Annotated in this window: 21 protein-coding genes and 1 tRNA gene; 8 read left to right on the top strand and 14 right to left on the bottom strand. The window is 39.8% G+C overall.

Features of this window, described 5'->3' with window-relative positions:
- Positions 1–8 precede the first annotated feature (8 nt).
- A complete protein-coding gene (locus tag OHT75_RS14995) occupies positions 9–746 on the top strand; it encodes a class I SAM-dependent methyltransferase (protein WP_406682032.1) in 738 nt (245 codons plus the stop codon).
- Here the strand turns inward: OHT75_RS14995 and rnhA are convergent.
- Complete coding sequence (gene rnhA / locus OHT75_RS14990) at positions 743–1,216, bottom strand: ribonuclease HI (protein WP_264728058.1); 474 nt, start codon at positions 1,214–1,216, stop codon at positions 743–745. The genes OHT75_RS14995 and rnhA overlap by 4 nt on opposite strands.
- A 70-nt stretch (positions 1,217–1,286) precedes the next feature.
- On the opposite strand from rnhA, the gene dnaQ reads away from it, so the two are divergent.
- The 4 genes from dnaQ (at position 1,287) to OHT75_RS14970 (ending at position 5,146) form a co-directional block, all read left to right on the top strand.
- Positions 1,287–2,015, top strand: coding sequence for a DNA polymerase III subunit epsilon (gene dnaQ, locus OHT75_RS14985; protein ID WP_264728055.1), 729 nt, complete (start codon positions 1,287–1,289; stop codon positions 2,013–2,015).
- 8 nt (positions 2,016–2,023) lie between these two features.
- A complete protein-coding gene (locus tag OHT75_RS14980) occupies positions 2,024–3,361 on the top strand; it encodes a TIGR03503 family protein (protein WP_264728054.1) in 1,338 nt (445 codons plus the stop codon).
- 162 nt (positions 3,362–3,523) lie between these two features.
- A tRNA-Asp gene (locus tag OHT75_RS14975) sits at positions 3,524–3,600 on the top strand.
- A 352-nt stretch (positions 3,601–3,952) separates the two neighbouring features.
- On the top strand, positions 3,953–5,146 hold the full coding sequence (locus OHT75_RS14970; protein ID WP_264728052.1) for an amino acid aminotransferase: 1,194 nt from the start codon (positions 3,953–3,955) through the stop codon (positions 5,144–5,146).
- A gap of 400 nt (positions 5,147–5,546) precedes the next feature.
- Here OHT75_RS14970 and yvcK read toward each other — a convergent pair whose 3' ends face one another.
- Positions 5,547–6,464: a uridine diphosphate-N-acetylglucosamine-binding protein YvcK gene (gene yvcK / locus OHT75_RS14965; RefSeq protein ID WP_264728050.1), complete on the bottom strand. Its 918-nt coding sequence runs from the start codon at positions 6,462–6,464 to the stop codon at positions 5,547–5,549.
- 151 nt (positions 6,465–6,615) lie between these two features.
- Between yvcK and OHT75_RS14960 the strand changes: the two genes are divergently transcribed.
- A complete protein-coding gene (locus OHT75_RS14960; RefSeq protein WP_264728049.1) occupies positions 6,616–7,251 on the top strand; it encodes a DUF2987 domain-containing protein in 636 nt (211 codons plus the stop codon).
- A 439-nt stretch (positions 7,252–7,690) separates the two neighbouring features.
- Here the strand turns inward: OHT75_RS14960 and ttcA are convergent, their stop codons facing one another.
- The 11 genes from ttcA to ccoN all read right to left on the bottom strand — a co-directional run bounded on the left by ttcA (position 7,691) and on the right by ccoN (position 17,687).
- Entirely contained in the window at positions 7,691–8,635 is a 945-nt protein-coding gene (gene ttcA / locus OHT75_RS14955) for a tRNA 2-thiocytidine(32) synthetase TtcA (RefSeq protein ID WP_264728047.1), read from the bottom strand.
- 90 nt (positions 8,636–8,725) lie between these two features.
- Positions 8,726–9,655, bottom strand: a complete 930-nt coding sequence (gene uspE / locus OHT75_RS14950) for a universal stress protein UspE (RefSeq protein ID WP_264728045.1) — start codon at positions 9,653–9,655, stop codon at positions 8,726–8,728.
- A 97-nt stretch (positions 9,656–9,752) separates the two neighbouring features.
- Entirely contained in the window at positions 9,753–10,505 is a 753-nt protein-coding gene (gene etrA / locus OHT75_RS14945) for an electron transport transcriptional regulator EtrA (RefSeq protein ID WP_264728043.1), read from the bottom strand.
- A 58-nt stretch (positions 10,506–10,563) separates the two neighbouring features.
- Positions 10,564–11,250, bottom strand: coding sequence for a sulfite exporter TauE/SafE family protein (locus OHT75_RS14940; protein WP_264728040.1), 687 nt, complete (start codon positions 11,248–11,250; stop codon positions 10,564–10,566).
- A complete protein-coding gene (gene ccoS, locus OHT75_RS14935) occupies positions 11,247–11,462 on the bottom strand; it encodes a cbb3-type cytochrome oxidase assembly protein CcoS (protein ID WP_264728038.1) in 216 nt (71 codons plus the stop codon). The genes OHT75_RS14940 and ccoS overlap by 4 nt, the downstream gene beginning before the upstream one ends.
- Entirely contained in the window at positions 11,459–13,855 is a 2,397-nt protein-coding gene (locus tag OHT75_RS14930; protein ID WP_264728036.1) for a heavy metal translocating P-type ATPase, read from the bottom strand. Before OHT75_RS14930 ends, ccoS begins: the two co-directional genes overlap by 4 nt.
- 26 nt (positions 13,856–13,881) lie before the next feature.
- Positions 13,882–14,361 carry a FixH family protein gene (locus tag OHT75_RS14925; RefSeq protein ID WP_264728034.1) on the bottom strand — a complete coding sequence of 160 codons (480 nt, stop codon included), beginning with the start codon at positions 14,359–14,361 and terminating at the stop codon, positions 13,882–13,884.
- 117 nt (positions 14,362–14,478) lie between these two features.
- On the bottom strand, positions 14,479–15,435 hold the full coding sequence (ccoP, locus tag OHT75_RS14920) for a cytochrome-c oxidase, cbb3-type subunit III (RefSeq protein WP_264728206.1): 957 nt from the start codon (positions 15,433–15,435) through the stop codon (positions 14,479–14,481).
- Between the two features lie 5 nt (positions 15,436–15,440).
- Entirely contained in the window at positions 15,441–15,617 is a 177-nt protein-coding gene (locus OHT75_RS14915; protein WP_261298256.1) for a cbb3-type cytochrome oxidase subunit 3, read from the bottom strand.
- 9 nt (positions 15,618–15,626) lie between these two features.
- On the bottom strand, positions 15,627–16,241 hold the full coding sequence (gene ccoO / locus OHT75_RS14910; protein ID WP_264728032.1) for a cytochrome-c oxidase, cbb3-type subunit II: 615 nt from the start codon (positions 16,239–16,241) through the stop codon (positions 15,627–15,629).
- Between the two features lie 12 nt (positions 16,242–16,253).
- Positions 16,254–17,687 (bottom strand): cytochrome-c oxidase, cbb3-type subunit I, encoded by a 1,434-nt coding sequence (ccoN, locus tag OHT75_RS14905; RefSeq protein WP_264728029.1) that lies wholly within the window; start codon positions 17,685–17,687, stop codon positions 16,254–16,256.
- A gap of 264 nt (positions 17,688–17,951) precedes the next feature.
- On the opposite strand from ccoN, the gene OHT75_RS14900 reads away from it, so the two are divergent.
- Positions 17,952–18,407, top strand: a complete 456-nt coding sequence (locus OHT75_RS14900) for a hypothetical protein (protein WP_264728028.1) — start codon at positions 17,952–17,954, stop codon at positions 18,405–18,407.
- A gap of 3 nt (positions 18,408–18,410) precedes the next feature.
- Here OHT75_RS14900 and OHT75_RS14895 read toward each other — a convergent pair whose 3' ends face one another.
- Positions 18,411–19,982 carry a DUF3369 domain-containing protein gene (locus OHT75_RS14895; RefSeq protein WP_264728027.1) on the bottom strand — a complete coding sequence of 524 codons (1,572 nt, stop codon included), beginning with the start codon at positions 19,980–19,982 and terminating at the stop codon, positions 18,411–18,413.
- A gap of 175 nt (positions 19,983–20,157) precedes the next feature.
- On the opposite strand from OHT75_RS14895, the gene OHT75_RS14890 reads away from it, so the two are divergent.
- Positions 20,158–20,379 (top strand): hypothetical protein, encoded by a 222-nt coding sequence (locus tag OHT75_RS14890; RefSeq protein WP_264728025.1) that lies wholly within the window; start codon positions 20,158–20,160, stop codon positions 20,377–20,379.
- Positions 20,380–20,919 lie beyond the last annotated feature (540 nt).

Genomic DNA, 20,919 nt, shown 5'->3' with positions numbered 1-20,919 from the left:
AGATTTCTTTGGCACATATTCCGACCGAAGCTTGCTCACCATTAAGTTGGCTTGAATTCGCTTCAGGTGAGCAACTGAAAACCGAGTTGGAAGACCGTTTAAATCTGTGGTGGCCGAGGCTGTTTGGTTACCATCTTTTAAAATTAGGCCCCTTAAGTGCTGAAATAAACAGTTTACAGTGTCAAATCAATCATCATTTTAGCCTTTTTGAAAGTGAAGGCGGTGTTATTCAAGCCTCTACAAAAGACTTACCATTGCAGAGTAGTTCTATCGACACAGTGTTAATGACTTCATTACTTGAGTTTGAGCAAGATCCTTACCGTGTTCTGCGAGAGATAGATAGGGTAATAGTCTCAGGCGGGCACATCATTCTGAGTGGATTTAATCCGATTAGCCCACTGTTTTTTGGTAAATTATTACCGCAGTTTCAGAATGTAGCCCCTTGGTGTGGACATTTTTTTATGCCATCAAGGGTAAAAGATTGGCTAGGTTTATTGGGGTATCAAATCTTATCCGATGAAAGACTGGTGTATCACCATTTATTGACAGACTATCCGAGCACATTTGCTTGGCATAATCAACTTGAAAAATGGCTTCCAAGTACGGGCGGAATTTACCTTATTGTGGCAAAAAAAGTGGATACACCGTTAACACCTATAAGAGATAAACAAAAGGTAAAATCCACTAATTGGTCTGCAGCGCCAAGTGCGGGGCGGGCAGGATTGAAATCACGAATAAAGAGTTAGTTTGCGTGGTAATGTTCATCATCCAGCAGGTTTTTGCCCATTGCGGCAACCCGTGCTAATTCATCACAACGTTCGTTTTCGATTTGGCCGGAGTGACCTTTCACCCAGCGCCAATCAATTTTATGTTTTTGACTGACAGCATCTAATCTTTTCCATAAATCGACATTTTTAACGGGTTCATTGGCAGAGGTTATCCAGTGTTTTCTCTTCCAACCATGGATCCACTGTGTGATCCCTTTACGCATATACTGACTGTCACTGATCAGAATAATGTTACAACTATCATACAAGGACTCTAAAGCAATGATTGGAGCTAATAGTTCCATACGGTTGTTGGTGGTTAACTGATAACCGGCTGATAATTCCTTTTGCTGCAGTTTATATTTCATGACAACACCATAACCGCCAGGACCCGGATTACCAAGACATGACCCATCAGTATAAATATGAAGTTGTTTTAGTTCAGTCATCGAATTGCTACACTTAATATTAAGAAAACTTTGACGTTAGTATACCCACAACATGAAGATGACTAAATAAATGAATATCATTTCATCCGCATCACGACAAATAATTTTAGATACTGAAACAACGGGCATGAACCAAGCTGGAGGCCCTGTATATATTGGCCATAGGATCATTGAGATTGGTTGCGTAGAGGTTATCAATCGTCGATTGACGGGGAGAACGTATCATCAATACATTAATCCTGGGCAATTAATTGACCCAGAAGCCATTCAAGTTCACGGTATTACTGACGAGCGCGTGGCAGGTGAGCCAAGGTTTCATCAAATAGCCCAAGACTTTATTAACTTTATCGATGGCGCTGAAATTGTTGCACATAACGCAACCTTCGATGTTAGTTTTATGGATCATGAATTTTCGAAACTCAATCCTGTTGGGCCGAAAACTAAAGATATCTGTAGCATCCTTGACAGCTTAGCCATCGCAAAACGCTTACATCCCGGCCAGAAAAATAACCTTGATGCTTTGTGCCGTCGTTACGGTATAGATAACTCCCGGCGAACATACCACGGCGCATTACTCGATGCTGAAATTTTAGCGGATGTGTATTTGATTATGACCGGTGGTCAAATCAAATTTAATTTATCGAGTGAGAAAGCGGGGCAAGAGGCTGGCGGGATTAAAAGAATTGAACAAAATGCGTTTAATCTTAAAGTGATCAACGCCTCGGCCGATGAAATAGTATTACATGAACAAAGACTTGATTTAGTTGCTAAATCAGGTAAGTGCCTCTGGAGAGGATAAATCGTTTAATGAAAATACAGGGTGCTCATCTTTTCTCGGTTTTAATCAGCGCTTGTTTTATGCTACCAGTGGTAGCGAATGCTGCTAATAACACTGATTCCTTCAGTGATTATGTTCCTGCACCTTATGCTATGGAATTAAAAAACCGTTTTCGTATCGACCATAAAGTTGAGCAAGTTACCTTAATTGTTCAACGCAATTATGGATCATCGCCCGTTGTTGTAGTGCAGCCCGATGGAAGTAAATGGTACTCATCGCGTCATCCTAGTTCTGTTAAGTGGGTGGACGGTATCACGGGTGATATTATAGCCATTGCTAATCCAACAGCAGGACCATGGCAGTTACTCGGTGATGTTTTACCTGGCTCAAAAATTGAAAAAGTGTCTGAAATCAATATTGATGTTGAGCCGTTACCGCAACCTTTATATCAAGGCGAGCGCCTAAAAGTTGCGTCAAGATTAACGGCAGATGATTTAACCATGCGCATGCCTGGTTTAGAGTTCATGATCGAGTGGACAGCAAAGTTCACCAGTGATCATCAACCCGGAGATGACAATTTTGCTACGGGGACAGTTATAGTTGGTGCATATAAAGATAACGGCGAAGAGTTAGATGAGCGACCCGATGATGGCATATTTACTGGCAGCATCAATTTAGAACAACCTGCAGGTCATTATAATTTAACCGTAACAGCCCGTAATAATATTTTTGAACGTGAATACAATATGCCTTTTTTATTATCAAGGCAGCCCATAAACGTCAAAATGGTTGCTCCAGAGGATCCATTAACTGGCACCTGGCATCTAGCGATATCAGTCAATGAAGCCGAAGTACTTCTTTCGCAAACACATTTACAACTTGAATTAGTTGGCCCAGCAGGTTTACAAATTCCAGTGGTACTAATGGATATTCCTACTCCAGAATATATGCTAGCGCTACCCTCAGTTTCTGAATATGGAAGCTACCGTGTTAAAGGCACCGTATCCAGTACCGCAATACGTGGTCGTGAAATTTTACTGAATATTCCAGAAATGTTTTTTAACCTGGTTGAGCCCCCAGCACCACCGCCAAGCGCAGAGGAATTGGCGGCAAAAGCGGCACAACTGGCCTTAATTGAAGAGCAAAAAGCCAAAAATGATGCCATTTTTTGGATTGCAACAATAAACGGTATCTTGTTGTTGTTAGGTATTATAGGTTTTATTATCTGGCGTAAAAAACAAGCGCTAGCAAAAGCCCTTGCCGCGGCGGAAATACGCTTAAAAGAGCAAGAGCTAAAAAAAGGCGGCACAGAAAATAGCCTTTCATTGGATGATATTGACTTAATGCTTCCCGATGATAAGCGCTAGATTTGGCTGAGACTGTTCATTTTTTGACAAAACGATAGTATTTTTTAAAAAAAGAGTTGACGATATAATTCACCAGCATTATTATTCAACGCAATTGAAAACGACAAGTTATTAAGCCTAGTTTTCAGTAGGTTAATTGAATAATTAACTTACAAAGAATTTGGAGCGGTAGTTCAGTTGGTTAGAATACCGGCCTGTCACGCCGGGGGTCGCGGGTTCGAGTCCCGTCCGCTCCGCCAAATTAGAGAAAGCCTCATCAAACGATGAGGCTTTTTTTATTGCTAAATATCAACAATCTTTTAATTATACTTAATAAGTTAGGAGCAATGATTTTTAAGATTGGTCATCTATCCCCTCAACAAGACTGTCGTGGTTATCAGTTAGTCCCCATCAGCTCAATATGTTCATTATAGATAATAAAAAATAAGCAATATTATTTAATTATCTGCATTAATTTGTCATTTTTTTGATATATCTTAAGTTTAGTGTCTTTATCGATTAATCAATCAAACTTCTCACTACTCAGAATTGCGCTAGGGTGGTATAAAGAGCTTCACTAATCTGTATTTCACTATTTTTAGGAATGTTGTAATGATTTTCTCTCAAGTTTCTCAAGCACCTGCGGATCCTATCTTAGGCTTAACTGATACCTTTAAAGCGGATAACCGTGCCCATAAAGTGAATTTAGGGGTAGGGATTTATAAAGACGAAGCGGGTCAAACTCCTGTGCTTAAGTCAGTAAAAAAAGCCGAAGCTAAGTTACTTGAAATCGAAAAAACCAAAAATTACCTCGGAATTGAAGGCGTTCAAGCCTACAACCAAGTCGTGCAGACATTATTGTTTGGTGAAAATAGTGAATTAGTTAAGCAACATCGCGCGGTGACCGCACAAGCGCCAGGTGGAACCGGAGCATTACGTGTTGCGGCTGACTTTTTAGCTACAAACACCACATCTAAAACCATATGGGTGAGTAATCCGACCTGGGCGAATCATCAAAATATTTTTGAAACAGCGGGATTAACGGTTAAGCAATATCAATATTACGTAGCAGCCACGCATGATATGGATTTTGACGCAATGTTAGCTGACTTAGATCAAGCATCTGCTGGAGACATAGTGTTACTGCATGGATGTTGTCATAATCCTACGGGCATTGATTTAAACATTGAACAATGGAAACTGGTTGGCCAACTTTGCTTAGAGAAGTCATTATTGCCTTTGTTTGACTTTGCTTACCAAGGTTTTGGAGCAGGTATTGAAGAAGATGCTCAAGGTTTACGTGCGGTAGCAAAGGTTGTGCCTGAGTTATTAATTGCTAACTCTTTTTCAAAAAACTTTGGTTTGTACAATGAACGTATTGGCGCAGTTACATTAGTTGCTGAAGATAAAGCAACGGCAGAGCGCAGCTTCAGCCAAATTAAAAAGACAATTCGTTCAAATTATTCAAATCCACCTGCCCATGGCGGTTTAATTGTGAGCACTATTTTAGCTGATGATATGTTAAAAGCTGAATGGGAAGCAGAATTAGCTGAAATGCGTGAGCGCATTGCGCAAATGCGTACCTTATTTGTTGACAGTCTGAAAGCAGAAGGCGTCAGCCAAGACTTTAGCTTTATTTCACGCCAGAATGGTATGTTCAGTTTCTCTGGACTAAACAAGGAACAAGTTAACCGTTTACGTGATGAATTTGCTATTTATATCGTCGGATCAGGCAGAATTAGTGTTGCGGGTTTGACCAAAGACAATATGCCGGCTGTGTGTAAGGCAATTGCCCAAGTGCTTTAATATTCGGTAACAATAAGTACTACCTAAGCACGCCGATCTGATAAGTATTTTTTACAGCGGTTGACTGCTTTATTAATTGATGTATTAAGGCCTGCAATAAAAATGTTGCAGGCCTTTTTCTATGCGGTTAGTTAGCAATATAATCTTGTAAACCGTTGTTTATCAAACATTGAAGCTGCTGCGCTTCAGCGACTGTTGCCTCAAGAGTTTATCAGCCAATGCTTGCCGGCATTGCGTAAAAATTTACTGATTTAACCAAAAAGCGGAGTTTGTTGTCTTTTCGTTCAGGCGTGAGCCGCGCTTTTATCCAATACAAGTGAAATGAAAACCCTGTAAATATTGACAAAAAATAACGCCAGTCAGTTTATCTGACTGACATGACTGCCTATACAGTTCATTTTTATTTGCGTGTTATCTGACAGATAGCATCACCTAATGCGGTTTTATCGTGTAACCCTTTGTGATGAGAACTGACTAAATCAAATTGATGAAACTTAATTTCTGAATGTTCAGAATTGTCAGAATGCTCAATGGCAGAAAGAGTTGATTGTTGAATCACATCACTGATTATTTCAGCTCCTACAACTTGATGGATCCAATTGATTTTTTCACTGATACTAAATTGATTCGCTGCCGCATACTCATTGGTTAAATTATCAATTAATATCACTTTTGCTTGTGATTGTTGAATACTTTGTGCGATTTTTGGCAATAACAATGGCGGAATGATGCTGGTCAAAAAGCTACCTGGACCCAATATAATAAGATCTGCACATATAATAGCTTCACATGCTTCAATTGTTGCATCCACTTCTGGCTCAAGACTCAAGGCTACTGGAGCTTCTTTCATTTCATCAACACTTAATTCACCAATAATTTTACTACCGCAATAAGTTAATGCGGTTAAATGCGTAGAGGCTTCAGACATAGGAATGATTGATGTGTTGATTTTAAGCAATGAACGAACAAGATTGACAGCATCAAGTGGCCTAACGCAAAGTTGATCGAGCGCATGAAGGATCACATTACCTAAATTATGCCCAGACAGTTCGTTGTTGCCGACAAATCTGTGATCAAATAGCTGTGAACTGAGTGATGGTCTTGGCGCCAAATGAGAAAGACAATTTCTTAAATCACCCCACGCGATGGTATGTTGGTCTTGCCTTAAGCGCCCCGTAGAACCACCATTATCCGTTGTTGCTACAATACCCGTTAGCCTGTCGCCCAAAAAAGACAAAGAAGCCAGAACGCGACCAAGACCATGGCCACCGCCAATGGCAACTACTTTATTAAAACTGGCTAATCGTTGATTTAACATAAGGCTACGGTCTCTTTCCTTGAGAATTTAAGTAAATTAATGTGATAGAATATGAGCCTTGATTGTATTATAAATTACAGTGATAAACGCAAAAAACATGCATTATTGTAGGCATATTTGGTAGTTGTTTATTGTTTGAACAGGATTGTTTATGTTATTACGTAAGAGTGTTGTGTTAGGGTTAACGTTATTAGTGTTTACCAGTTTTAATGCAATTTCAGATACCGTTTCTTTAGAATACAGCGGCTTTTACAATCCGTTAAAACGGGTCAATAAAGCCAGTTATCCCTATGTAGAATTAGTCTTTAGCGTACCTAAATCAGAAAACTGCACCATTGTATCAGGTAATATCACCACTGAATCACAATCATTTCCGCTCACCTATACTAAAGACCAACGTATTTTTATGCCATTTGATGATGATTTAAAATCAAATCGTGGCCTAGTTAATATTGAAGTACAGGGGGATTCGAGTCAATGCGGCATCGCTATGCAGGTTAGGGCACGTGAAACCTTGATTCGTTACACTGGCAAATCGTTACAGTTAGTTCTTGATGATATGAACGGTCTACTTGACACCCTGCAAGGTTTTCCTATGAAATATTTCAGAAAGCCATTAACAGGGCTGACATTTGAGTTTGTGGATGATAAACCACTCACTATGACGATGAATGGTAAAACAGCTACGATACAGTCTCGCGTCACCTTAAGTTCAAAACAGATTGAATCGATACAGGATTTATCTTTTTCTGAAAAACCAAACATATTAAGTCCTTGGGTTAATTAGAACGGTTCTACTTTAGGGCTGTTTTCGTTTTTTGGGGCAAGATAAATTGTTTAACTTTTCCATCATCGTGTTGAGATTTTGGGATAGTTTCCAGTGAAGCTATTGCGCACCGCATCAACCGAACGCGACTAGAGCACCAGGTTTGTTGGTTTGCTCCAATGCTAATTCAATCCAATCTATAGGTAATGCTTTTCAAAAAATAGAGAGTTTATTGGGGGTGACAGGTCGCTCTGTATCGAAAAGTCGCTCTGTATCGAAAAGTCGCTCGGGATAAAAAATGATCCCGTTCAAATGAAAGCGTCATTTTCGTAGGATAATTTTTGCATAACACCGCACAGTTAATTAACTGCACGGTGTTAAGCAAATGAAGGGCTTTTGTTGAGTGATGTCTAATGCAATTCAACAATTGCATTTATAGTGAGCGATTTAAGCCCAAAGGTTAAGGCTTAAATGTGGTTACAACATCAATTCGTTGCGCTGCATCAAGGTCAATATGGCCATTGTTACTGATATCTAAAAAATCAAATGCGGGTAAATCTGATTCTGCTACATCACCTTTTAAAGGTGCATTTTCATCCCGTTTAAGACTTAGAAAATCGAAATTTTCTCGGTCAACACCTTGGGATGGTGCGGTATTTTGCATCGCAGTGAATATCGTTTCAATTCTGCCAGGATATTGCTTATCCCAAGAGTTCAGCATGTCTTTAATCGCACCGCGTTTTAAATTTTCCTGAGAGCCGCATAAATTACAAGGAATTATGGGAAATTGCTTCAATGCCGCATATTCAGCAATATCTTTTTCTCTGCTATACGCTAATGGTCTTATCACCATATTGGCGCCATCATCGGATAATAATTTAGGCGGCATAGCTTTCATCTTTCCGCCATAAAACATGTTTAAAAACAACGTTTCTATAATATCGTCTCGGTGATGGCCAAGGGCGATTTTAGTTGCACCGATCCGTTGTGCAAATCCATACAAGGTGCCGCGACGTAATCGAGAGCATAGGGAGCAAGTAGTCTTACCTTCTGGAATTTTATCTTTAACAATAGAATAAGTGTCTTTTTCAAGAATGTGATAGGCAATTCCTAACGTATCTAAGTACGCAGGCAAAATATGCTCAGGAAAACCCGGTTGCTTTTGGTCAAGGTTGACTGCAACAATGTTGAAAGAAATTGGCGCTCGTTGTTGAAGATTAATTAAGATATCAAGCATGGCATAGCTATCTTTACCGCCAGATAAACAACACATGACTAAATCGCCGTCTTCAATCATATTGTAATCAGCGATAGCCATACCCACTTCTCGACGTAAACGTTTTTGAAGTTTGTTCATGCGGGTGGTATTTTTTTTAACTTGTTCTTGTAAATCGACTTCAGACATAAAAATGCGCCCAGTAACTATGTGTTTCAGGGCGCGTATTATTCCAGTAATCGGTTACTGGGTAAAGTACAACTCAAGTTTATAATCTAGTTATTCAGCTAAAGGTGATTTATACCCATCTGGCTTTAATGCTAATAAATCACAATTTAAACTATCAATAACATGTTCGGCCGTATTACCAATAAGCGCTGCAGAAAAACCGGTTCTGCCAACTGTACCTAAAATAACCAGTTCAGCATCAAGTTTTTCGGCTAATTCAGGGATCACATCTTCAGGTAAGCCTTCTTCGACATGACAATTTTCATTTGGAATATTGTATGAGTTTGCTAGGCACTGAACGCGCTGTTCATGTTGGATGCGCACACTGTCATTATATGCGTTAGCGTCAAAATCAGGTAACTCAATGGCTAAATTAACCGGCGTACCGGGGTAACCGTTTACTAGATGCACGCTGGCAGAAAACTTCACCGCTAAATCTTGCGCGTATTGAATGATTTTTCCATTGAGATTTTGTTGGTCTTCATCTTCTGATGCAACATTAACTGCACAAAGAATTTTACCTGCAACTGGCCAATCATGTTCCTTAACCATTAACACCGGTTGCGGCGCTTTGCGCATTAGGTGCCAATCTGTTGGGGTAAAAATAACCGCTTTGAGTTTATCGTGTGCATGGGTGCTTTTAACGATTAAATCGTATTCGCCAGCCATCGCAAATTGGATCACAGATTCAAAAGGGCGGTTGTGCCACACAACTTGGGTATCAATCTTAATATTTTCAAGATTGATTTTGCTTATAAGCGCATTTAGCCAAGCAGTGCGTTGATCGATAACACCTTGTCTCATTGCTTCACGCTCATGCGCAGACAAGATAGAAGTCATTTCATAGGAAAAGTCAAAGATAGATAAAAATGCGGTAATTTGTGCTTGGCTTTTAGAGGCTAATTCAATGGCTCTATCTAAGGCGGCTTGATGGTCTGTGGTCGGGTTAATAATAACCAGTATTTTTTTATATTCCTTCATAAAACCTCCAAAGCTATTTAAATTTAAGCAGTTAGTGATATAAGCAGTATCACCTTTTACTAATAAATATAACTTGAGCTAGATCAAACATTCACCATTATGTCGATAAGCGTGAATGACCCGCCAATAAACCTAATGCGTGATGATCTTTAATCGATATATATTTACCGTTTACCTCAATAAAATTCGATTTTTGAAAACGGCCAAGTAAGCGGCTAATAGTTTCAACGGTTAGCCCAAGGTAATTACCGATATCACCACGGGTCATGGTTAAGCGAAATTCTTTAGGAGAAAAACCGCGCTCCCCAAAACGATTTGCAAGGTTATAAATGAAAGCGGCTAGTCGTTCTTCGGCATTCTTTTTTGATAATAATAAAATCATTTCTTGATCAATCATGATTTCATTGCTCATTAAGCGCATGATTTGTTGACGTAATTTTGGCATTGTTCCAGATAATTCATCTAATGTGTCGAAGGGGATTTCACATACCATCGAGGTTTCTAAAGCTTGAGCAAAACTTTGGTGCATTTGTGAATGAATACCATCAAATCCAATCACGTCTCCCGCTAAATGGAAGCCTGTTATCTGCTCATCACCTTGTTCGGTAATGGTATAACTTTTGATGGTACCAGAGCGAATAGCGTATAACGCGCGAAGGTTATCGCCCGATTTAAAAATTTGATCGCCTTTTTGAACAGGCTTCTTTCTTTCAATAATATTATCAAGTTTATCAAGCTCTGAATTGTTCAGAGTAAAAGGAATACAAAGTGCTCCCATGCTGCAGTCATGACAATGAATGGCACAACCACCCGTGTTTGGGCGTCTAACTTTGAGTGAATCACTTGGCATAACTGTTCCTAAATCTTGATGACACTAACATGTTAAACTAAATCAAATTGTGCAGCCACTAAAGTTGCTGAATTGCTACATAGATTGTTTGTAAACCAAAGCTAACTAACAGTAGACCACTGAGTAATCTCACCGCCTTTTTTTGTACCCAAGACGCAAGCTTTTTAGCTGCTAAACCTGCGCTGAGTAAAGCAGGAAGTGTTCCTAAACCAAAGGCAAACATAATTAATCCGCCATCAAGGGCGCTACCAGATGCAACAGACCATGTCAGGGTACTATAGACTAAGCCGCAGGGTAGCCACCCCCAAACCATGCCTGCTATTACAGCTTGGCTTGGGTGCTTAATCGGCAACAATCGTTTAGTCAGGGGGTGTAGGAGTTTCCAAAGACCTTTGCCGATCGTCTCAATATAGACAATACCAAACCAAATTTGTGCGATATATAAGCCGGTCAACACCATCATGATGCCAGCAAAAAAACGAAGATATAATAGGTAGTTATCTATGGCGAACATGTGGCCTAATGCAGCAGTACTGCCGCCAACCAGTGCCCCTGCGATAGTGTAACTTATCACTCTACCCAAGTTGTAACTTAATAAGAAGCTCAGTTGATTAGCAAGCTGGTTGCCTGGGCGTTGGGGAAGGTTGGTTGAAAATGCCCCGATTAACCCGCCACACATACCAAAACAATGTGCTGCGCCCATTAAGCCGACAACAAAAGCACCTAGGTAATTATATTCAATCACAAAGGCATCTCAGGTTTTTCTTTGGCTAATGGTGTAGTTTGGGCTACGTTAGACTTTGTCGGAGTAATCTGCTTATCGTCATCAAACAGTATCGAAACACTTTGTCTATCCAGATCGTCAAATTGTTCTGTTTTCACTGCCCAAAAAAAGATAGCAACGGCAATTAATACAAACAGCATCGCAATTGGGATTAGTACGTATATGATACTCATAATTTTAACCTAAGCAGCCTTAAGCTGTTACTGACAACAATGATAGAACTTAACGACATGCCAATAGCGGCAATATAGGGAACCACATGGCCTGTTACCGCCAGAGGTAAAATAATAACATTATACCCGAACGCCCATGCCAAATTTTGTTTAATAATTTTGTTAGTATATTTTGCGACGGTTATAGCATCATTGAAGCGTGACAAATGATCACCGAGTAAAATTAAATCAGCACTGTTTTTTGCTATCGCACTGCCACTTCCCATCGCAACCGAAATATTCGCACCGGCTAGTACTGGAGCATCATTAATGCCATCGCCAAACATAGCCACGTGTTTATCGCGCTGTAAGCTGTTAATGAGATTTAATTTTGACTCAGGACTCATACCGGAGTGAATATCGGTAATATGTAATTTATCAGCCAAAAATTTAACATGACCAGAACTATCGCCTGTTGCCATGCTGACCATGATTGATTGATCCTTTAACGCTTTTATCACCTGTTCACTGTCAGGACGAATGAGGTCATTGAGTTCGAACGAGGCAATGAGTTTATCAGCAAGACTTAAATACACATGTTGATGTTGGCTATGTGGATCAATATTCAGATTGTCGGTATTTTGTAGACAAAAAGCTAAAGATCCTACCTTGATGATCTGTTGTTGATAAATACCCTGAACGCCTTTACCCACTTGATGGTTAATATTTGTTACCAACAGCATTTTATCACTATAAGGGGTAAATACTTGCGCAATAGGATGTATCGAACCTTGCTCTAGGTTCGCCACTAATGACAATGCAGTCTCTTGATTGATATCGGCAAACAGTTGCACGCTTCCTAATGATAATTGGCCACAGGTTAATGTGCCCGTTTTGTCGAACACAACATGATTAATCTGTGGCAGCTTTTCAAATACACCTGATTTACGGGTAATAATGCCGAGTTTAGTAAAGATGGCCGTGGCACACGTTACCGCGGTAGGTGTTGCAAGTGCCAATGCGCACGGGCAGGTAGCAACTAAAACAGATAGCGTTATCCAAAAAGCATCGTCAGGGGATATTTGCAACCAAATAAAATAGGTGAGGGTAGCAATGGTTAAAATAGTAGCGGAAAAATACCTGGCCAATCTGTCAGCCAATAAAGCAATGTTAGGCTTGTTGTTTGATGCAAACTCCTGAAGGCGAATAATTTCAGCAACAAGTTGATCTTGCCCCAGCGCTTTAACTCTTACTTCTAATGGTTGATCGATATTAATTGTGCCGGCAAAGACTTTTTGGCCAATTTGCTTGGTCACTGGCATTTGTTCGCCCGTGAGCATCGACTCATTGATGCTGGATAACCCTGAAATAATATCACCGTCAGCAGCAACAATATCACCCGGCCGCACTAAAATAATATCATCTACTTTTAACTTTTTAGCCGCTATTTCAACAACTTGTTTATCTTGAATAATATGAGCAGTAACAGGGATAAGCTTGTGTAAATTACTTGAACTGACAGAAGCTTTTTGCTTTGCTTGTTGTTCAAAATAACGACCTAATAATAAAAAGAAGGTAAACATTGAAACCGATTCAAAATACACTTCTCCGGTGCCATTTATAGTGGCAATACAACTCGCAATATAGGCGCCAGCAATGGCAATTGATACCGACAAATCCATATTCAATTTGCCAGAGAGCAAGCTTCTTATCGCACTGAAGTAAAAAGGTTGCGCAGAATAAAACACCACCGGGGCAGCAAAAATCATACTGACCCATCTAAAATAGTCACGTAACTCAACATCTAAATCCGTGAAATAACCAGAATATAATGCAAATGCAAACATCATCACCTGCATTGTTGCAAATCCTGCTAACCCAAGGCGAAGTAAAAATTTTCGACCTTCGGATTTACTGAGCTTTTCTTGGTCATCTACTTGATATGGCGCAGCTTGATAACCAATGTCACTAATCTGTTTTAAAATGGTACTCAGTGCAATAGTGTCAGCTTGCCAGCTAACCATGGCACGTTGGGTGGTGGAGTTGACCGCAATTTGGGTAACGCCTGATAAGGTTTTAACTTTATGCTCAATTAACCATGCACATGCAGCACAAGTAATGCCATCAATGGTTAATGAAATACTGTCGAGATCACCTTGGCGATGTACTAAATCCTGCTGTACTTCAGGCAAATCATAAGCACTAAATTGATTAAGCGCATCGGGGACCAATGCGGTTTGACGATTACCTGGCTCGCTTCTAAAACGATAATAATTCGATAATCCAGAATCGATAATGGCTTGTGAGACTGCTTGGCAGCCTGGGCAACACATCACTTGTGCTTGCCCATCTATAGTGGTGGAGAATTTATCACCCGTTAATACAGGCTCATTACAGTGAAAACAGGGGGTCATGATATACAGCTCAGATCAAAGGGGGGCTAATTTAACCAATACTCTACGTCATCTGTAATATCAATGCGTTGTTGAATGCGCCACTGACCATCAAATCCTTCAATACGAATTTCCCAAGGACCTTTTATTGATTCATCTAAAGGGATCCGGTAAACACCTGCGCCATCGGCTGTTACCTTTAGACTGATATCAGACTCTTTGATGGTTCTGTGGTAGAAGTCAATATTCAATGCGGCGGTATATGCAGGGCCGCCATGTTGGGTGATTTCGACCATGTTGTCATCTATCTTAGCCTGATATTGCATACCGATTTGCTTAGCATAGTTGATTTTACGTAAGTCCATATTAATGGCTTTACCTTCTTTGTAGTAATCTTCTGCAACTAATGAGTCAGAATTATCTAATGCTGTGAATAACAGATTGATACTGGCAACAACAGCACAAAGCGGCAGTAAAATTAAAAACCACGGCCAAAACTGCTTATACCAAGGTTGTATATCTGACATGATGTACCTTCAAATTAGAATCAATATAGTGCGACCATTTTACAGGGTTGAACCTGAATAATCACTTAAAAAAAAGGCCTCGATTAAGACGAGGCCTTTTATTTTTCATTTATGTAACTATTTGTTAGATAAGCTATAAACGTATGCAGTAATTACGTGAACTTTCTCTTCACCTAATATATCTTTCCATGCAGGCATCACACCAGCACGGCCATACTTAATAGATTCAACAATAGCGCCACGACTGCCACCATATAACCAATCATTGTCGGTTAAATTAGGTGCGCCCATGAATTTGTTGCCTGTACCGTCCATACCATGACAAGCAAAACAACCTTTCATGAATGAACCTTGACCTTGGGCAGCCAAAGCCGCGTCATGTTCACCACCAGACAGTTTAACAACGTACTCAGCTAAGCCTTCAAGCTCACTGTCTTCGATTGGTAAACCACCCTTTGGCGGCATCATGCCATTACGGCCATTCATTAATGTGGTCTTGATATCAGCTAATTCACCGCCATATAACCAAGATTTGTCTGTAAGGTTAGGGAAGCCTTTAGAGCCACGAGCATCTGAACCATGACATTGCGCACAGTTTTGTAAAAATAGACGACCGCCTACTTTTAGCGCTTCTTCATTTTTTACTAGCTCCTCCAAAGGAGTGGCTAAGTAAGCAGCAAAGATTGGACCATATTTTTCATCAGCGTGTGCAACTTCACGATCGTACTGTGATAAACGGTTTTCAGCTTTTGCTGCATCAACAGCGGCTTTAGATTCTTCCATAGACCTTACACTTTGGTTTGAACTTGTCCAACCAAATAAGCCTTTGTAGTTTCCAAGACCTGGGTACATAGCTAAATAAATCAAGCCAAATACGATAGTGATATAGAACATATAAGCCCACCACTTTGGCAGTGGGTTATTGAGCTCTTCAATACCGTCAAAGCTGTGACCCATAGATTCACCTTCTTTGATGCCGGTATTATTTTTCGACATTTTACGAAGGATGAAAAAACAGCCTGCAATTACGATTAGTGTGAGTACGGTAATCCAAATACTCCAGAAGTTACTCATAATCATTACTTCTGTTCTCCTGAGTCTTGCGACGTGGTTGGTTTATCATCGTCTGCGAATACTAAGTTAGCGGCTTCATCAAATTTTGATTTGCTATGCTTACTGTATGCCCAAAAGAAAATACCAACAAATGTCACCATTACAACAATGGTTAAAATGCCTTGAAAAGTGCCATAATCCATCATTACCTCCTACTTGAGTGCGTGACCCAAAGACTGTAAGTATGCGATTAGTGCTTCCATTTCAGTTTTACCTTCAACCGCTTTTTGCGCTCCTGCAAACTCTTCTTCAGAATACAAATTGTGCTCTGGGTGGAAGTTGCTAAGAATCTCCATTTTCTTACGGGTTAACTTACCGTCTAAGGTGTTGTCCATAAGCCAAGGAAAACCAGGCATATTAGATTGAGGTACCACAGCACGAGGGTCGATTAAATGCACTTCATGCCATTTATCACTATAACGACCACCCACACGAGCAAGATCAGGACCGGTACGTTTTGAACCCCATTGGAAAGGGTGATCCCAAACAGATTCGCCCGCAACAGAGTAATGACCATAACGTTCTGTTTCTGCACGTAAAGGACGGATCATCTGGCTGTGACAGTTATAACAACCTTCACGAACATAGATATCACGACCTTCAATCTGTAATGCTGTATAAGGAATTAATCCTTCAACAGGCTCAGTTGTGTCTTTTTGGAATAAAAGCGGGGTAATTTGCACTAATCCACCAAAACTAATGGCGATGACAGTGAAAATACCAAGCAAACCGATGTTCTTTTCAATTAACTCATGACTAAATTTCATCGAATCTGCTCCTTATGCTTTTGCTTCAGCTAATGCTGGCAATGAATCTTTAGGGGCTTTAACTGTACGAATAACGTTATATGCCATGATAAACATACCAGTTAAGAAGAATACACCACCGATAAAGCGTACAAAATAGAAAGGATAAGATGCTTCTAAGCTTTCTACAAAGCTGTAGGTTAATGTACCGTCAGAGTTAACTGCGCGCCACATCAGACCTTGCATCACACCTGAAATCCACATTGATACAATGTATAAAACAGTTCCGATGGTTGCTAACCAGAAGTGCACATTCACTAAGTTAGTGCTGTACATACGTCCTTGATTAAATAACACAGGAATTAAGTGGTATAAAGAACCAATTGACACCATTGCCACCCAACCTAATGCACCAGAGTGAACGTGACCAACGGTCCAGTCAGTATAGTGAGATAAGGCGTTAACGGTTTTAATTGCCATCATTGGACCTTCAAAGGTAGACATACCATAGAAAGACAATGAAACAACTAAGAAACGAAGTACTGGATCGGTACGAAGCTTATGCCATGCACCTGATAGCGTCATAATACCGTTAATCATGCCACCCCAAGAAGGTGCAAACAGAATTAACGACATCACCATACCTAGTGACTGAGTCCAGTCAGGCAGGGCGGTGTAATGTAAGTGGTGAGGACCAGCCCAGATGTATAATGCAATCAATGCCCAAAAGTGAACAATTGATAAACGGTATGAATAAACTGGACGACCCGCTTGCTTAGGTACGAAGTAATACATCATCCCTAAGAAACCTGCTGTAAGTAAGAAACCTACCGCATTATGGCCATACCACCATTGTACCATTGCATCTACAGCGCCTGAGTACATTGAGTATGACTTAGTCAAACTCACTGGAACTGCCATTGAGTTAACAATGTGCAATACAGCAACCGTAATAATGAAAGCACCAAAGAACCAGTTAGCCACATAAATATGTGATGTCGTTCTTTTTACGATAGTGCCAAAGAATACAATCGCATAACATACCCAAACAATGGTAATCGCGATATCAATAGGCCATTCTAGTTCTGCATATTCTTTACCTGAGGTAAACCCTAAAGGTAATGTAATAGCAGCTGAAAGAATAATTGCCTGCCAGCCCCAGAAAGTAAATGCGGCTAATTTAGGCGCAAATAAACGGGTTTGACAAGTACGTTGCACAACATAGTAGGATGTAGCGAAAAGGGCTGAAGTACCGAACGCAAAGATAACTGCATTGGTGTGTAATGGTCGTAAACGACTATACGTTAACCAAGGAGTATCAAAGTTCAGTTGCGGCCAGATTAACTGAGCAGCAATCAATACACCTACTGACATACCAACAATACCCCACAAAACTGTGGTTAAGGCAAATTGGCGGACAATAGTGTAGTTGTAATCAGCGCCTGTAGACTGGGAATGGTTCATCATAATGCTTCCACGGCTTATTACTTTTACTTATATTATTGGTAAAGTAAAACTTTACCTGTTTAGTTGACATAAAGTGCTGTTGAGACTAGCTGTCTTTTTTATCACTTATAGTCAAGGTGTTACCACGTGATTTTGATATCTATCACTAGGCGGTGTAATGATACTTGAGCTAGATCAAAAAAGAAACTTAACTCGGTTGCTGAACATTGATCTAGATCAATGTCTGAAACATAATGTTATCAATTTGAATCATTAGGTTAAAAAATGCACAAAAAACATCCAAAGTTGGGATTAATGTTATTTTCGTTATGTTTTTTAATAGCATGCGAACCTAAAGTGGACACCAAACCAGCGCCATTAGCAGTGGATAACAGTTTATGTAACTTTTACGCTGGCGCATGTAGTAAAAATGTTAATGAAATTGAGGTGCAACTTTCTTTTGCACAAGCAATGGCGCCAAGTGAACGTCCCATTGATCTGACTCTGACATTTTCCGATGAGGTCAGTGAGGTAAAGATGTCGGTTGAAGGCAGGGATATGTTTATGGGCGTTATCCCAGTCATTTTAAAAACAGAGGATCAACAAACATATCAAGCCCAACTCATTTACGGTTCTTGTAGTAGTGGTTACATGGTTTGGCGCGCAAATGTGACTTTTGATTACCAAGGCGTGAGTCGGCAAGTTTGGTTTGATTTCTTAGCTGATGCACAAGCGCATTAATTGCTAGACATCTACCCAATGAATTTTAATTTTTTCAAATATTTCAATATTATCGATAAAAAGGGCCAGTAAATCTGGGTCGAAATGGCTACCTGAACACCGGGTCATTTCCGCTAGTACTTCAGTTAACGGCCATGCCTCTTTATAACAGCGTTTATGTACTAGCGCATCAAACACATCCGCTATCGCCACAATTCGGGCAAAAATGTGAATATCTTTACCTGATATGCCATGTGGATAACCAGTACCATCGTACTTTTCATGGTGTTGCAAAGAGATAATTGAAGCTGCTTTTAAAATCGGCCTTTCAGAATTCGCCATTATTTGATGCCCTATCATAGGGTGCTGCTTCATGATGTTCCATTCTTTATCATCTAATTTACTGGGTTTAAGTAAGACTGAATCAGGCGTCGCAATTTTACCCACATCATGCATAGGTGAGGCACGTTTTATTAAATCTGCATCTCTTTCAGACAAGCCTGCAAGTAAGGCAAGCTCATAGCAATATTCTGCCATTCGTTTAACATGATGCGCAGCTTCTTTAGAGCGACTTTCAACCACATCCCCCAAGCGTAAAATTAATTCCGATTGAGTATCTTCTACTTCTTGATTCAATAAGAGGTTTTCAAAGGCAACGCCAACATTAATCGCAAATATATCAACCAGTTTTTTGTCTAAATCACTGATTTTATCAAGGCCATCCATGTACAGAATGTTTATCCATTTACTGGACTTAGTAGGGAAATAGCCAATAAAGCAATTGTTTTCATATAGGCAGCGTTTTTCATCTAATGCACGATTCAACAATGACATAATGTCTTCAGGTAATGCCTTACCATCACAGTCTTGAAATCGCCCCGTACCCGCCAATATTTCAATATCTTTACTATCAACATGGCCACTCATGGCATCAATCGCATTACAAGTTAATAGCAGGGTTTCATTACCTAGATTCAAAAGCGAAGCGACTTGATTGAGTAGTCCATCAGCAAATCGATGTAGCGTGCGAAGTTCGAATAAACCTGAAGTAGCTTCCAAGACCCTTTCTAGACCTTGACGATGTTGAGCCTGTGCTATTCTGGCTTGCTCTATTTCCATTATGTCACGATAAGAGCGCAGGGCAGAGTATACGCTGGTCATTAACTTACGAGAGTCTAGTTCAGCCTTGGCCTTATAATCATTAATATCATAATTGACAATGACATCTTCTTCAGGTGCCTGTCCCGGTTGTCCCGTACGTAATATTATTCGCATGGTACGGTTTTTTAAGTCATCACGGATCCATTTGATTAACTCTAACCCCGCATGGTCGCTTTCCATCACGACGTCTATAAAAGCAATGGCTATATCTTTTTCTTTCTCTAGTAATTCTTTGGCCTGCAATCCGCTGTAAGCATTTGAGAATGCCAACGAACGACCATCCAATTTAAAACGTGATAAAGCTAACTTGGTAACAGAGTGAATGTCAGGCTCGTCATCAACAATCAATATCTTCCAAGGGGGTAAATCTGAAGTTTGATCATTGCTTTTGTTTGCCGAAAATAAAGGCTTTTTCTTAGCGATATCAAAAAGCATTTTCACCTCTCTAAAAGACGTTGTACCAAACACATTCTGGTTTAAGTGTAGACCACTAATAGGTACGTAGAATGAATTGTGTGAAGATCACATAAATATTTCAAATCACACAAATGCAGTTGATAATCATTATCATTTATATATAATCATTGTAGTTTTACAGGGGAGAAACAACATGAATACAGTGAATATTGGTTTGAGTGAGACGAAAATTGCCCAGTTGATTAATGAGGGACATCTGTGTGCGGCAGACATTCAATGCCTTGATAAATCGAGTAAAAAAATCATTTGGCAGTTGTGTTTATGGTGTTGTCAAAACCGAATTCATTGTAAACAAGTTGCCTGTCACCAGAACGAGCATGAACAAAGTCAGGATGCTTTATTGCCTGTATTTTAAGTACCTTACAACATTCTAGTGTTAGGTTTTAGAAAGCATCGCTAAAATGCTTTCAGCTACATGACTTAATATAAAGCTGAATACAATTATTCATCGACTTAGCATGTTGAATTTGTTGCGTTTTAAATTTCCTAAAAAAGTAAAAATAACACTAAAGGACAGTCAAAAAGTTATCAGCAATAGCCAGCAATAGTGCATGGTAACAAAGCAGATTTTTACGATGTTAGGCTAATTACAATCAAAAAAATTAACGCTGTTTACCCATTTTCATAAGCTAAAGTGAACAGTTATTTATGCCGATTGGTTCAACATCGAGTAACGCATTTTTCCTCAATAACAATATTAATCCTTGCTAAGCATTAGGCATAATAAAGACTGTAAAGCCTTATGTTATTAATCAAGCCGTTTATTGGCGTGATTAACTTTACTCGGCACCAGCCCAATTCAAACATATCCAGCCGGACATACACATTGGATAGCTCAAACTATATCGTTAATAACTTTGGCGGCCTTGAGCTTAAACGCTTCGGAATAACGCTC

This window comes from Shewanella subflava (assembly GCF_025971955.1).
Taxonomy (GTDB): domain Bacteria; phylum Pseudomonadota; class Gammaproteobacteria; order Enterobacterales; family Shewanellaceae; genus Shewanella; species Shewanella subflava.
Note: the sequence above shows the minus strand (reverse complement) of the source record. Positions and strands in the feature narration are given on the sequence as shown.

Coding starts and splice junctions, on each gene's coding strand:
- uspE (WP_264728045.1), bottom strand. CDS start 9,655: ATGAAGGAATATAAAAAAATACTGGTTATTATTAACCCGACCACAGAC.
- ttcA (WP_264728047.1), bottom strand. CDS start 8,635: ATGTCTGAAGTCGATTTACAAGAACAAGTTAAAAAAAATACCACCCGC.
- ccoN (WP_264728029.1), bottom strand. CDS start 17,687: ATGATGAACCATTCCCAGTCTACAGGCGCTGATTACAACTACACTATT.
- OHT75_RS14900 (WP_264728028.1), top strand. CDS start 17,952: ATGCACAAAAAACATCCAAAGTTGGGATTAATGTTATTTTCGTTATGT.
- yvcK (WP_264728050.1), bottom strand. CDS start 6,464: ATGTTAAATCAACGATTAGCCAGTTTTAATAAAGTAGTTGCCATTGGC.
- OHT75_RS14890 (WP_264728025.1), top strand. CDS start 20,158: ATGAATACAGTGAATATTGGTTTGAGTGAGACGAAAATTGCCCAGTTG.
- OHT75_RS14895 (WP_264728027.1), bottom strand. CDS start 19,982: ATGCTTTTTGATATCGCTAAGAAAAAGCCTTTATTTTCGGCAAACAAA.
- rnhA (WP_264728058.1), bottom strand. CDS start 1,216: ATGACTGAACTAAAACAACTTCATATTTATACTGATGGGTCATGTCTT.
- dnaQ (WP_264728055.1), top strand. CDS start 1,287: ATGAATATCATTTCATCCGCATCACGACAAATAATTTTAGATACTGAA.
- ccoO (WP_264728032.1), bottom strand. CDS start 16,241: ATGAAATTTAGTCATGAGTTAATTGAAAAGAACATCGGTTTGCTTGGT.
- ccoP (WP_264728206.1), bottom strand. CDS start 15,435: ATGAGTAACTTCTGGAGTATTTGGATTACCGTACTCACACTAATCGTA.
- OHT75_RS14930 (WP_264728036.1), bottom strand. CDS start 13,855: ATGACCCCCTGTTTTCACTGTAATGAGCCTGTATTAACGGGTGATAAA.
- OHT75_RS14970 (WP_264728052.1), top strand. CDS start 3,953: ATGATTTTCTCTCAAGTTTCTCAAGCACCTGCGGATCCTATCTTAGGC.
- OHT75_RS14925 (WP_264728034.1), bottom strand. CDS start 14,361: ATGTCAGATATACAACCTTGGTATAAGCAGTTTTGGCCGTGGTTTTTA.
- OHT75_RS14915 (WP_261298256.1), bottom strand. CDS start 15,617: ATGGATTATGGCACTTTTCAAGGCATTTTAACCATTGTTGTAATGGTG.
- OHT75_RS14980 (WP_264728054.1), top strand. CDS start 2,024: ATGAAAATACAGGGTGCTCATCTTTTCTCGGTTTTAATCAGCGCTTGT.
- OHT75_RS14960 (WP_264728049.1), top strand. CDS start 6,616: ATGTTATTACGTAAGAGTGTTGTGTTAGGGTTAACGTTATTAGTGTTT.
- ccoS (WP_264728038.1), bottom strand. CDS start 11,462: ATGAGTATCATATACGTACTAATCCCAATTGCGATGCTGTTTGTATTA.
- etrA (WP_264728043.1), bottom strand. CDS start 10,505: ATGCCAAGTGATTCACTCAAAGTTAGACGCCCAAACACGGGTGGTTGT.